This window comes from Clostridium oryzae (assembly GCF_002029235.1).
Classification (GTDB): Bacteria; Bacillota; Clostridia; order Clostridiales; family Clostridiaceae; genus Clostridium_AE; species Clostridium_AE oryzae.
Window position 1 is genome coordinate 1 of sequence record NZ_MZGV01000044.1, and the last position, 13,158, is coordinate 13,158.

The 13,158-nt window shown below is 33.1% G+C and carries 15 protein-coding genes, 1 other RNA gene and 1 riboswitch; of the genes, 6 read left to right on the forward strand and 10 right to left on the reverse strand.

What is annotated here, in order from left to right:
• Positions 1-428 precede the first annotated feature (428 nt).
• A riboswitch (cyclic di-AMP (ydaO/yuaA leader) is annotated at positions 429-557 on the forward strand.
• A gap of 4 nt (positions 558-561) precedes the next feature.
• Positions 562-1,407 carry a hypothetical protein gene (locus CLORY_RS23580; RefSeq protein ID WP_207652226.1) on the forward strand — a complete coding sequence of 282 codons (846 nt, stop codon included), beginning with the start codon at positions 562-564 and terminating at the stop codon, positions 1,405-1,407.
• 644 nt (positions 1,408-2,051) lie between these two features.
• On the opposite strand, the gene CLORY_RS16345 is transcribed toward CLORY_RS23580, so the two are convergent.
• A complete protein-coding gene (locus CLORY_RS16345; RefSeq protein ID WP_079426460.1) occupies positions 2,052-2,273 on the reverse strand; it encodes a YdbC family protein in 222 nt (73 codons plus the stop codon).
• Between the two features lie 878 nt (positions 2,274-3,151).
• Between CLORY_RS16345 and CLORY_RS16350 the strand changes: the two genes are divergently transcribed.
• Positions 3,152-3,403 (forward strand): hypothetical protein, encoded by a 252-nt coding sequence (locus CLORY_RS16350; RefSeq protein WP_242954439.1) that lies wholly within the window; start codon positions 3,152-3,154, stop codon positions 3,401-3,403.
• A gap of 306 nt (positions 3,404-3,709) precedes the next feature.
• Here CLORY_RS16350 and CLORY_RS16355 read toward each other — a convergent pair whose 3' ends face one another.
• Entirely contained in the window at positions 3,710-4,729 is a 1,020-nt protein-coding gene (locus tag CLORY_RS16355) for a hypothetical protein (RefSeq protein ID WP_079426462.1), read from the reverse strand.
• A 343-nt stretch (positions 4,730-5,072) separates the two neighbouring features.
• On the opposite strand from CLORY_RS16355, the gene CLORY_RS16360 reads away from it, so the two are divergent.
• From CLORY_RS16360 to CLORY_RS23355, 4 genes are all read left to right on the forward strand, one after another.
• On the forward strand, positions 5,073-5,345 hold the full coding sequence (locus CLORY_RS16360) for a hypothetical protein (RefSeq protein ID WP_079426464.1): 273 nt from the start codon (positions 5,073-5,075) through the stop codon (positions 5,343-5,345).
• Between the two features lie 274 nt (positions 5,346-5,619).
• Positions 5,620-5,982 carry a 5-fold beta-flower protein gene (locus CLORY_RS16365; protein ID WP_079426467.1) on the forward strand — a complete coding sequence of 121 codons (363 nt, stop codon included), beginning with the start codon at positions 5,620-5,622 and terminating at the stop codon, positions 5,980-5,982.
• Positions 5,983-6,074: 92 nt separating this feature from the next.
• Positions 6,075-6,320 carry a hypothetical protein gene (locus tag CLORY_RS16370; protein ID WP_079426469.1) on the forward strand — a complete coding sequence of 82 codons (246 nt, stop codon included), beginning with the start codon at positions 6,075-6,077 and terminating at the stop codon, positions 6,318-6,320.
• Between the two features lie 375 nt (positions 6,321-6,695).
• Positions 6,696-6,836, forward strand: a complete 141-nt coding sequence (locus CLORY_RS23355; RefSeq protein ID WP_169911656.1) for a hypothetical protein — start codon at positions 6,696-6,698, stop codon at positions 6,834-6,836.
• 89 nt (positions 6,837-6,925) lie between these two features.
• On the opposite strand, the gene CLORY_RS16375 is transcribed toward CLORY_RS23355, so the two are convergent.
• From CLORY_RS16375 to CLORY_RS16405, 8 genes are all read right to left on the reverse strand, one after another.
• Positions 6,926-8,590, reverse strand: coding sequence for an extracellular solute-binding protein (locus CLORY_RS16375; RefSeq protein ID WP_079426471.1), 1,665 nt, complete (start codon positions 8,588-8,590; stop codon positions 6,926-6,928).
• Between the two features lie 276 nt (positions 8,591-8,866).
• Complete coding sequence (locus CLORY_RS16380; RefSeq protein WP_207652227.1) at positions 8,867-9,172, reverse strand: endo-1,4-beta-xylanase; 306 nt, start codon at positions 9,170-9,172, stop codon at positions 8,867-8,869.
• Between the two features lie 33 nt (positions 9,173-9,205).
• Positions 9,206-10,045 (reverse strand): polysaccharide deacetylase family protein, encoded by an 840-nt coding sequence (locus CLORY_RS16385; RefSeq protein WP_079426473.1) that lies wholly within the window; start codon positions 10,043-10,045, stop codon positions 9,206-9,208.
• 43 nt (positions 10,046-10,088) lie between these two features.
• Positions 10,089-10,547 (reverse strand): NUDIX hydrolase, encoded by a 459-nt coding sequence (locus tag CLORY_RS16390; protein WP_079426475.1) that lies wholly within the window; start codon positions 10,545-10,547, stop codon positions 10,089-10,091.
• Positions 10,548-10,744: 197 nt separating this feature from the next.
• Positions 10,745-10,888 carry a hypothetical protein gene (locus tag CLORY_RS23360; protein ID WP_169911657.1) on the reverse strand — a complete coding sequence of 48 codons (144 nt, stop codon included), beginning with the start codon at positions 10,886-10,888 and terminating at the stop codon, positions 10,745-10,747.
• A 186-nt stretch (positions 10,889-11,074) separates the two neighbouring features.
• Positions 11,075-11,412: RNase P RNA component class A (rnpB, locus tag CLORY_RS16395), an RNA gene on the reverse strand.
• A gap of 237 nt (positions 11,413-11,649) precedes the next feature.
• Complete coding sequence (locus CLORY_RS16400) at positions 11,650-12,462, reverse strand: Nif3-like dinuclear metal center hexameric protein (protein ID WP_079426476.1); 813 nt, start codon at positions 12,460-12,462, stop codon at positions 11,650-11,652.
• Entirely contained in the window at positions 12,453-13,142 is a 690-nt protein-coding gene (locus CLORY_RS16405; protein ID WP_079426478.1) for a tRNA (adenine(22)-N(1))-methyltransferase, read from the reverse strand. Before CLORY_RS16405 ends, CLORY_RS16400 begins: the two co-directional genes overlap by 10 nt.
• Between the last annotated feature and the right edge of the window lie 16 nt (positions 13,143-13,158).

The window sequence follows — 13,158 nt, forward strand, 5'->3', positions numbered from 1 at the left end:
TTCCATATTGAAGAGAAGCCTTTAACTCTCTTTATAATTAAGATCACACTTAATAATCTACGAAGAAAAATTAAAGATACAACTTCATCAAATAACGTCTGTAAAATTAACGTGTAGAAATTTTAGAAACGGTACTTTAAAACTAGCAATCTATATAATTTACAGAGCCCCCAGGGAGCGTTGACCAAGCGGTCAACGCTCCTATTGCTGGTTCGCAATATATTTATATTATACCAACATCTTATGTAAATTATATGAAGAACCTATGAAGCTGAGGCTTAGCCGAGTTATGAGCCATTAGGAAATCTTTCTAAAAGATTTGGTGTAATTGCTTAATGCAGTGACACTAGCCGACGGAGATTACAACATTTTTATAGTCATCTTCATATGTTCTTCATAACTTTTTGATATAATCCCTTTGTTTTTTATAACAAGACAAGCCTAATGCTTAATGCAGCGGGGGATTTCCTAAATTAGGGGTGAATCCTTCACTGGTAGGGAAAATCTCTCTTCCCGAACCCGTCAACTAACCTCGCAGGCTCAATTTGAGAGGAGAACTAAATGAATAAAAAAATTATTGCCGCTGTACTTACGTCTGCTCTGGCGTTTACTACCGTATTACCTTTTTTCAATATGGTGCAAAAAAACAGCACACAGTCTGAACAAAATGTGTTAGCAAAATCAGCTTCGAGTGCTGATAAAACATCTTCTAAGAATGTAGTACTAACAACTACTAAAAAAGCTTCTAAAACTTTACAGAAAAAGACTTCAAAATCTACACAAAAGAAAACCTCAAAATCCAAAGTTGCAGTAGCATCAAGCAAAAAAACAAATAATTCTTCTAAATCCTCATTTTCCAGAGGCGGAAGCTTGAAGGATATTAAAAATGCTGCTATGAAGGAATCCAGTTCTTCTAATAATTCTGCTAAAACTAAAGTAAACAACAAAATTGAATTACTTGACTGGTGGAAGAAAGCCCAATATGCTTTTGCTAGGAACACTAAGGCGGAAGTTCTTGATATTGCTACTGGTAAAACCTTTAAAGTAGTTAGAACTATGGGAACAAATCATGCAGATGCTGAAGCACTTACAAAACAGGACACTAACATAATCAAAAGTATATGGGGAGGTTTTTCGTGGCAAAGACGTCCTATCATATTAATAGTAAATGGCAGAAGATTGGCAGCATCAATGAGTGCGATGCCTCATGCTGGATTAGATTCCAAGCCAGCTTATGCTAAAATTAGTAATCGTTCAGCTGGATATGGTACAGGCTTAAATTTAGATGTTATTAAGAATAATGGCATGGATGGTCATTTTGATATTCACTTTCTAAATAGTACAAGACATATGGATGGACAAGAAGACTCTCAGCATCAAGCTGCAATTATGAAAGCTGCAAAGTAAAAAATGGTTACACCCTATGTCGGCCGGTTACGTTCATTAAGCAATTACACCACATCTTTTAGTCAAATTTCCTAATGGCTCATAACTCGGCTACGCCTCAAACAATTCGCCATCTTAACGGAAATTTGCCTAAAAGACATGGGTAATTGCTAAACTCACTCCAAATGCCTCCGTCGGATGTAACCATTTTTAATGCCCTAACTCTTAATATTAACAAGATGCTTTTATTATACTGCTTCTGTTGCCTTCTTATCTTAATTCTCTAATTTCAAAATATATTACTGTTTCTTGTTAACTTCTTCGTAAACACGTTGTATCGTTTTTTCATTTAATAACCACCTTTTCTCTTATTTAGTGGTGTATCTTAATTTTGATTAAAAGTTATCCACAATTGGCGAAAAGCATAATTCCTAGCACCTAAAAAAGGGTAGGAAGTGACCTCCGTCGGCCGAAAAATGCCTCCTACGGTCACTCACCACTTTAACCAACTCTATGTATTTACATAGTATTATTTTCTATATTACTTCTTCCAAATTTTTTTCTTGTTTATTTATTTACTAGTATTTTCTTAAGAACTTTCTTCATATTACTTCGCATATTATATAGTTATATCTTTCACTTTTCTCTTTTTTTCTTTTCTCTTCTTAAAGTTTCATATCTTCAAGTATCTTCTTTAATTCTTTTAGCTCATCAGTTGATAGGGTTATCCCTTTACCCATCTTATCATGCTCTGGTGACCAATCTCTTAAATCAAATTTAGGCTCCTTATCATTCCAGCTGACAAGATTTAATTCCTTTTTCCATCCTTTTGGAGATTCTGAAAGTACTCCTACCTTTTCTTTTATTTCAAACTTTATATCTGACATACACAATCCTCCACAATTATATTTTCATTTAATAATTATACCAAAGATTTCATAATATAATCGACTTATTAAACTATTTTCATTTCTGCAATTTATATAAGTTACAATAAAGTTCTTACATCGTGGCTTCTAAAATATCACTACTAAATCGGTTCGACCCTAGGATCTTTTAGAAGTCAGAATGTATTAGAACTTTCACAACTTATTTAGTACGAAATAATATTATTTGTTGAAAATTGTAGCAATAAATAGCTTAGCTTCATAATATGTACTATAAACAAAAGATAAAAACATTTGCCCCCCTTTCCACAGCATGTGTTCAGAATAAGTTATAGCATTTTAACACGTAAAATAAGGGGTGAGTGACCTACGTCGGCTGAAAAATGCCTCCTTCGGTCACTCACCCCTTTAACCAACTCTATGCATTTACAAAGTATTATTTTCTATATTACTTCTTCTAAATTTTTTTCTTGTTTATTTATTAGTATTTTCTTAAGAGCTTTCTTCATATTACTTCGCATATTATATAGTTGTATCTTTTTAACAATATGTCAAATTTATTCATACACGGTTGAAAGTTGTCCACAATTGGCAAAAATCATAAATTCCTAACATTTTAAAAATATTATTAAAATAATTAGGATTATCTATACAATCAAAATTCAGCCCAGCTGAATTTTAACCTTCACTTTTCTCTTTTCTCTTTACTCTCATACCTATTTAATGCACTTTTTCTTAACTATTCCGTCTAGAGCATTTAGTAAGCAATTTATTTATATGTAACAATTTATACTATGATAGCATAATATATACTATAAATCAAAGCAAATGAAAAAAAGTTATAAACAATTTTTAAAGTTAATAAGGAGGTATTCAATATGTCAAGTTGTTTATGTAACACTGGTTATGGATATGGTGGTGGATTAGTAGGTCAGAGTTCTAATTGCATATGCAATTTTCCTACTCTTGTTATACTAATTCTTATTGTTCTCCAATTCTCAAAATGCGGCCAAAAATATGGTGAAGCAGAAGGCGGACAATATGGATGCGGCCATATCAGTAATGGCATATTATTTATAATCGCATTGTTCTTCTTATCCTGTGCTGGATGTGGCAAAGGCAGATATTAATTCTAATGCCGCATGGCTCATTTAAATAACTGAACTATATGTTGTTTAAATGAATAAATGAATTTATATAATTCGAATAAATAACGAGGGAATTAGTTAATAATTCCCTCGATTTATTTTGAAATATATATTTATATGATAAACAATATATTTATTAAACAATAGGATATATGCTAATTAATATATAAGGAGTTGTATAATCACATGTTTAATGTACAATTTATGTTTCTGAATTATACAAATCCTTATAAAATTTCCGTTTACCTTTAATAAGAATTAATTTCTTGTTTTACCCTGATAATTCATTTACGGAGTTGGAACTGAAAATCTTACAGAGGATACAGGACATAAATTCAAAGCAGCTCCATCATTTCCAGGAACATCTACTATAGCTGTTTCTCCTCCTACTCCCAATATTCTACCTGTCAATACATTGTTTCTATTAGTATCTACATTAGCAACATCATTGCCAATATTAGCTATGAACCTTTGTCTCATTTCATAAGGGCAGCAATTTGCGCAGCCTTCTGGAAGAATAGTATTAGCCAAAGCCGTACTCAAAACAGGAGGTATTATATTTACTCCAGGATTAGCAGGATCCTCCACAACTAAACGGCTGCTTAGTATTACTTCAATTTCACATAAAGATACAATTGTTCTAGTATTTCCAGAAGAGTCTAATAGTTCAACTAACATTGCTGTTCCTGCATTAGTAGCATCTGGATAAAATCTGCTTATTGTCTGGTTATTTATAGGCTGAGCTGCTACAGTCTCAATTCGTACATCATTTGCTGCTGCACCTAAGCTATATAGATAACCTAAAACTGTCCTAAGTCCAGCTAAGCAGCATGCACAATCACTGCTGACTCCGTCGGCTCCAGGCTGTCCTGGCTGTCCAGGAGGTCCTGGTATTCCCTGTGGTCCTCTAGGCCCTCTAGGTCCTCTTTTACAACAGTCTTTTTTATCATGCTTTTCATGGCAATCATATTTATCATGATGATCATATTCATCATAGCAATCATGCTCATCATAATGGTCATGGTCATCATAACAGTCATGATTGTCATAATGATCAGGGTGGTCATAACAATCATAATTGTCGTAATGATCATGGTGGTCACAGCAATCATGCTTGTCGTGATGATCATGGTGGTCACAACAATCATGCTTGTCATAATGAGCATGACTATGACAATCATCATAAGTGTGTTCATCACTGAACAGTGAATTGGTATATGAGCGCAATATACTGTCCTTTAACCTCCAGTAATAGTAATTCTGTCCATTAACATAATATGTCCGCTCATCAGCTATATCTTTATTCATAACTTCACCTCTAAAAATCAAATAAAAGTATTATCAATATTTAATTATGCATGTAGGTGCAATTTGTTGTATATTATTTTTTAAATATATTTTAGGTCCTTTCTTTTTAATTACATGCCTAAAGATGTTTTTCTAAAACATAATTGTAGTTATATCGTCTAATATTTTATTTACTTTCAAAAAAATTTCATAAAGGCTTTTTTGTAACAATCAGTATAAAACTATCATAATATAGTAACATATCGTGATGTTGTATTATGATTAATTACATTATTTTTCTTATCTATAACAAATTTAAATAATACACTACTAGCTAAATCCTAATACGAAAGGAGCGATTTCTATGAGCTGTTGTGGTTGTTATTCAAGACAAGCAACACCTGTATTTATAGTTCAGCAACCTGCTAATTGCATGTGTAATTTTCCGACACTTGTAATATTGATTTTAATAATACTTCAATTCTCAAAATCTGATAAACATGATGATGATTACCTTGAAGATGGCGACTACTATAAAAAATCCAGTGGTCAAAAGATTGATAACAGTATTTTGTTTATTATTACTCTATTTTTTCTTTCCTGCGGCGGATGCGGCAATTATTATAGGTACTATTAATTAATTTTTACGTACTCGTAATTTATATATTTTATTTTAAAAATTTATCGGAATTCAGTTGAGCTGAATTCCTTCCTTCACTTTTCTCTTTACTCTTCCTATTATCTATTACCATTAATCAAAACACAAATTCATATAAACTAAAAATATTCCCCATTCACTAACCCTTGTGGAGCCTCAAAATATTTATTAGCAACTTATCTAATGATACATATAATAAATTATAAATACTAAATCAAAGCACTTTGACCTAATATAAAAAGGAGGATACTTTATGGAAAAAATATATGACAATCACGAAAGTGTAGTAGGATATACTGAAAACGGTGTTGTTTTTGACAGCTACAATAACATTATTGGTTATGTTGATGACCCAGTATTAATGGACTGTTATGGAAATCCGCTAGGCTTTGTATCAAATTCAGTTATCTATAGTGTAGACGGATATCCAATAGCGTATTTTGATGGTTGGAATATTCGCAGTGTAGCAACTGGAAAACGTCTTGGCCGTGTCAATAGTTCCTGGTGGGGACTGCTGGCAGCAGGTTTACTTCTTGGATGGGCTTTTAGCGGCAGTGGCTATGGTTATGGGCCATCTGCTGGAATCAATGTAGGCGCTTATGGTTATATATGGTAGAATAAAATCTTAAATTTTTTATCAATACTTTTACAGCACTACAAAATTATAAACTATTCTTATTTTATAAATAGTACAAAGTAGGTGATATAATGCAGCAAAACACTCCTTCTGACACTACAGTTAGCAGCAAGGATAACAAAAACTTATTGATAGTAGTAATAATATTTATCGTTATCGGGTATTTCTTATTTAAAAGAGTATCCCCATCTTTTTTGACGGATCTAGCTAAAGCATATGATAAAACTAAAAACGGAGAACCTGAACAAAAAGGCAAAAAATACAGACCTCACGACGATCGGGATAGCTACAGAGAAAGAAGAAGAGAACAATGGTAAATTCATAATATATTATTTAACACCACAATATAAAGAAAACTCCATAAATAAATAAAAAAGTATCACGATGTTGAAATTAATCATATATTATAGTGTAAGCTAAAGAAAAAATTTACTTTATCAAAACTGAATTTTATGTCCAACTTTATTTAAGAGAGGAGGTCATCAATATGAGTCGTTGCTGTTGTAGACAGAGTTGTATGCCATCATACTATCCTCAAACTACTTCTAACTGCATATGCAATTTTCCTACTTTAATAATATTGATTCTCATAGTTCTTCAATTCAGTAAGGGGTGCAACTACCATCATTACGAAGAAGAAGACTGCTAATAGATGAGTTTACAAATATTGTTAATTGGAAGGAGGGTACACGATGAGCAGATATAGTGGATACGGAGATCAGCAGATCAGCAATGGCATATTGTTTATAATTGCCTTGTTCTTTCTATCTTGTGCCGGATGTGGTTCAGGAAATTATGGAGGGGGTTATGTGCAAAACTATAAGTGTTGTTAACAATTAGTTTGCACTATTAAGCCTTTATTTTATATATGGATTAGAGATGTGCTAATTAACCTGCACATCCCTAATCTTTCTAGTTAATATCAGTCGTTTTTCCAATACTTAAACCTTCTTTTCAATTCCTTATTCATCGCATCTTCATAAGCTTTCATATTGACTTTTTTGAGCTTCTTCAAATACTCATTCCATATCTTATCAATATCCTTAGGTTGGGCCATTATCATTTTGACATAATATTTTCTTTGCAATTCACTAATCTGTGATTTTGCTATTGTTTCCGGTGCATTCATTGGGAAGATCATATTCCACATAGGATAATAAACAGGATTAGGTCTAGCCGGTGATAAGAAATCTTTAAATGTCTTATATCCATAGGCTTTTAAAAGCTGCTTATCATAGTCACTTAATGATGCCTTAAATTCACTAGGCTGTTCGTTTAAATCGTAAGCGTTTCCGTCATCAAAAAAACCTTCGTAATGCGGGAACCAGATTAGCGGCGTTCCAAGATTTTTTGCTGCATAATTCAGATCCTTCTTTCTTTCCCGTTGTTTGCTAGTTCGGTACGCTTTTCCCTTAGAATCAATCTTATAATCAATATCCTTTTCCCCCCAATGTACCAATCTCTGTAAATCATCGCTCAAGAGATCATTTATAAATTGTAGTGCCCTACCTTTATCCTTGCAGCTTTTGGTAATAGCTAACCCGCTAGCACCATTTACGCACGATCTGTCAGCATATCTATCAGGAATATCCCTGCTAAAAGTTATCGGTAATGGTACATACGTTCTTTCTACCTTTCCTTCACTATTCAAATTCATTGTTGCATCAATAAACTGCCAGCCCTGATCCACCATTCCAAGAACTCTGCCAGATGAAATTTTTTCAATATATTGATTAAAATTCTGAACAAAGGTTTCTGGGTCAATCAGCCCTTCACGATATACTTGGTTCAGCTTTTTATAATATTTCTTATTTATGACTTTATCAGCATAATTTGTTATTGTTTTTGTTTTTGTATCAACTAACCCAATACCGTCATTAGGATATCCAGCAAGGAACATTGATGGATTTGTAAGACAAAATGATCCTGAATCATAATTTAAAATTTCAAAACCTATAGTAGATTTTCCATCTATTTTCGGATACTTTTTCTTATATTTCTTAATTAACTCAAAATATTCATCTAAAGTTCTTACTTTAGGATAATTAAATTCTTTTAATACAGCTTTTTGTATCCAGAAAGCTTCACCATTATGAGTAGTAGATGCATCTTTATTTCTAATTCTACCGAACTGAGGCATTACATAGATATGACCATCTTGAGGATTTTTCACCTTTCTCCAGTCACTTCCTAGATATTTCTGTAAATTAGGATATTTGGGGATCAGTTTCTCAAGTGGGATTAACGCTTTTGCCTCTATCATCTTGGGGCTGCCATCACTTGCTTCAATGAAATCTGGGTATTGTCCTGAAGCAATCATTACTCCAATACTTTGACTAACTTCGCCAGCTAGATATTCAAACTTTATAGTTACTCCAGTCTTTTCTGCAATTTTTTTTAGCACCCTATTACTAGCTGGTACATCTCTACCTGCAGTTGCCTGAAAAAAAGAAAAAGTTATTGGTTTCTTTGCTGCTATAGCTGTTTTACTCTTATCTGTCTTATTTTTATTACAGCCATAACTAATAGATGCTATCAACGCAATCATAACTATTAATAAAATAATGTTTCTAGGTTTCTTATGCATTTTTTCTCTCCCATTAATGTAAATTTAACTAGGTTAATTATAGTTTATCTAGAACGTAATATTTCATCATTAACATCGCATACCAATTTTAAAGAACTTTCATAAAACAGTCTTCTGTTTTCAGGTAAATAACAACGTTTAATATGTTTTTATTATATATTTTAAAAAGCAGATTAACAAATGTGTCAATCTGCTTTGGCAGTGTTTATCTCTAAACTTTTAATATCATTTAATACCAATTTACCACTCTATTAAAAGCTGCTTTCGACTTAGCATTTACATCAGCATTGGCCAATCCTTTCTTCCTCGTACAGGAAAATTATCCTTCCAGGTGTATCTGTCGCTTATCCCCCAAAAAGTTACTGATGTAATAAACTCTTTATATTCCTTGAAGACTGAAAAAATATCATCATATACCTTTGCCTGTAACGAAAGCATTTCAGATTTATCTTCTATAGCTTCATTTACAACATCCCAAGCATATACAATATCCTTATAGCGGTCACAAACCACCTTAACATGCTGCTTCAGTCTTTCAAGCACTAATTCTCTGGAGGCTTCTTTTCCGTTATCATTTGACATAATTATATTTCTCCTTATTAACTAGAGTCCTCATTAACTAATATTTATCGTTTCTCCTGCATCTATTTCTATAATCTTTTCCGAGTATTCAAACCATATTTTTCTGCAGGACGGATTTCTCACAGTTTTTCCGTCACTGCTAAATATTAATCTATTATAAGCATCAATATAATCATATATCTCTATATTTGTTGCATACCATATATCATTTCTATTACCTACATATTCGGCGAAATCTTCAATTACCTCCCAGTTGTTATCAGCTTCAAATTCATAGCTATGTCCCCATAAATAAAATAGATATGGAGTCCATATTACTTCGTCTTCTACAAACTTTTTTGCAAGTTTTTTTAATTCAGGTGAATTATGATGGCAGGTGGCAGTTAGTTTCAGCCAATTTTCAGGGAGTCTAAAATCATTTGTTGAAATGACAGTTCTAGCGTATACAATACCACAAAGCCTTAGTGCCTCTACAACGTTATCATTTAGTGTACCAAACGGATATGCCGCCCCTCTGACCATCGTTCCAAATTGTTTTTCAAGATTTTCTCTATCTTTTAGTATTTCTTTCAAAGCTAAATGTGTTGGCAACTGCTCAAGAAAAGTATGAGTTAATGTATGTACTGCTACTTCATGTCCTGAACCTTTAAAAGCTTCTGTAACTTGTTTTTCTGTCATTCTGCGGTGAATTTGCCCCTTTGGATAAAAAGTACCTTCCGGTGCATATTCACCGCTATTTAAATTGAAAGTTCCTTTTAATCCATGCTTGTTCATAATTTGTACAAGTCTAACATCCTGCTCCACTCCATCATCATAACTTAATGTAAGTGCTTTTTTTCTGCCCTCTGGAAATCGTAAAAAAATATTGGACATATTATTCTTTCTCCTTTTTCAGTTGATTTTCATAAAATAAGTACTATAATAAAATCCTATTCGATTTTATTCTATTATGAAGTTCAAAAAGAGCAGTTTTATTGTTCTCCCAATATAACATCTCTCTTGCTTTCTCGTATGTAACCCAACTATATTCAGTATGCTCTGCTGACAATTTTATAGGTTTTGAATCTACATTTACTGCAAAACAATATTCAGGTAAAACAAATGTGTCTGCTGTCCAATATTGCCTATGTTTTTCAGAAATACAATCAGCAGTTACATAAAATGTTGATGTTAATTTATAATAAGAAAAAGTCGGTTCAATATTTGCTTCTTCAAATGCTTCTCGTTTGGCTGCCTCTAATGGAGTTTCTTTGTTCTCTCCACCTCCTGCAATAAATTGCCAATAAAGAGCGTCACTTCTTTTAAAAATACAATATTTTGGTTTTCCATTTATTGTTTTATATGGTATAACTAATACTTGCATAGGTGCTCTCAAAATTATCCTCCCTCTCCCCACATCAGACTAATATTTGCAATGATGCAGGCGCATGAATTATATTATAGTGTAATTATACTCCAAATTCAATTCTATAAATAGAAAAACAGCAATAATTTTTGTAAATATTGCTGCTGTTTTTATGATATTCTCTATGATATTTTATTGTTTTGCACCTCAAAACGGAAACCATGAATTTATTTAGGCTCTTTCCTATTTTCAAGCTTTTTTTTAATTTTATCTTTTACTTCAGGATTAGCATAAATCTCAGCTCCTGCTTCCATCATATGATTCCCTATACCAGCCATTTTTATCTTAGTTTTAGTTATTTTTTTGCTCACTTAAATGCCCCCTTCTTAAATATATTTTTCATATAGAAAGTATTTTATACATTAAAAAGATGGGACATAATTTCAAAGGAAATGTTGCGGCACTACGGAGATTGATCCGTTCATTAAGCACTTGTAACACAAATTTCCTAAAGAGTTAAAAAGCAAAAACACTAGGCATTAACCTAGTGTTTTTCATGGACAAGTAAATCTGTAAGCCGAGTTCTGTATTTGACAGTCATCTATCTAGGCCTGCTGTTACCAGTCAAGCTCCAGCGACGCACCCGGAAGCGGGACGGGCAGCCCCATATACTTCCCTATTCGGTCTTGCTCCAGATGGGGTTTACATAGCCGCAAAGTCGCCAATGCGCTGGTGAGCTCTTACCTCGCCTTTCCACCCTTACCGTTAAACGGCGGTATATCTCTGTTGCACTTTCCTTGGAGTCACCTCCACTGGGAGTTACCCAGCACCCTGCCCTATGGAGCTCGGACTTTCCTCTCCTCGTAAAACGAGCAGCGACTGTCTGGTTTACTTGCAGAGAATATAATATCACATACCGACCAACATTACAAGCAAAATAAAAAAAAAGTGGTAGGAAATGATTTCCTTCAGCTTGAAAATGCCTCCTACAACCACCTCCTACCATATATGACTCTATGCATTTACAGAGTACTATTTTCTATATTACTTCTTCCAAATTATTATTCTTGTTTATTAATATTTTCTTAACAGCTATCTTCATATTACTTCGTACATTTTATAGTTACATCTTTTAAATATATCTGTACGGATCTTTATTTTTTTGAGAAATTGTAAAATTAACCTTTGCGCCCATATCTATGCACTTGTTTTCTAAGATGCTTCCAAAATATTTCATTGCAGGCCATTCAGTACCAAAATGTCCGGCATCAATCAATGCAACCTGCTCCTCATACATATCACTGGCATAATGATACGTACTGTCCCCGCTTATTATACAATCTGCACCTTCTTTAACTGCAATATGGAAATAGTCCTCACCACTTCCATTTATAATAGCTATTTTGTTAATACTCCACTGCATTTCTCCAACACATCTTATCTTTGGACAACCTAATCTATTTTTAACTAATTCACATAATGTAAATAGATCAACACTTTCATCTAGCTTTACTAATCTACCTATACCAGAATTTTTATAAACATGCTGCAGTGGTGATTTCTCTAGTATAATACTATCTGTAAAGCCTAAAAGTTTTACTATTATATCATTAAGTCCGCCAGCAACACAGTCAAGATTAGTATGACTAGCATACACATTTATGTTGTTTTTTATTAGCTTTATCATCTTCTTACCTTGAAGACTATTTTCCGTCACATTTTTAGGCTTAACGAAAAGCAGCGGATGATGAGAAATTATTAAATCTACTTTTTTATCTATTGCCTCTTGAATCACATCAAGAGTGCAATCAAGAGTAATAAGCGCTGAACTGACATCTGCTTCTTCATTTCCTATCATCAGCCCTACATTGTCATAATCCTCTGCCAGACTTAAAGGCGCTATGTTTTCAATAACCTCTATGAGCTTCTTTAATTTTATAGACATTTCATAACTACCTCCAACTCCTTGTTGTTCTTTTTTAATGCTTCTATTCTTTCTACAGCATTCATACCATTACTTTCTATATTCCTTATAATACTATTATTCTTTGCTATTTTATATTCTATGTATTCTTTAAGCATCGGATGTTTGATCTCAATAAGCTTTGGACTTATTTCATAGTATATATCCTCCAGATACTTAGGCCCACTCCCCCATTTTATTTTCATCATTTCATAATATTTACCCTCATCTTTACATAAATCTTCCTCTAGTATTTCAAACCCATTCTCAAATAAATATTTTCTAAGCACATCACTATGCTGCATCGGCTGAACAATACAGTAATCCATTGTTTTAATTACATCAGTCCCCTCTTCGACAATGTCTGTAATTAAATTCCCTCCCATACCTGCAATTATAGCTGCCTGTACTTCATTAACCTTTATCGTAGAAAGTCCGCCGCCTATTCTGCATTCAATTTTGCTTTGAAGCCCTTCTCTTTTTAGATTATTCCTAGCTTTCTCTATAGGACCTTGATTTATATCTGAAGCAATGGCTTTGCTGCATATACCATTCTTTATAAGGTATATCGGTATATAAGCGTGATCTGTTCCTATATCCGCTACAATATCACATTTATCAACCATGTCAGCGATTACTTGTAGTCTATCACTTAATAACATTATTTTCTTCTCCACT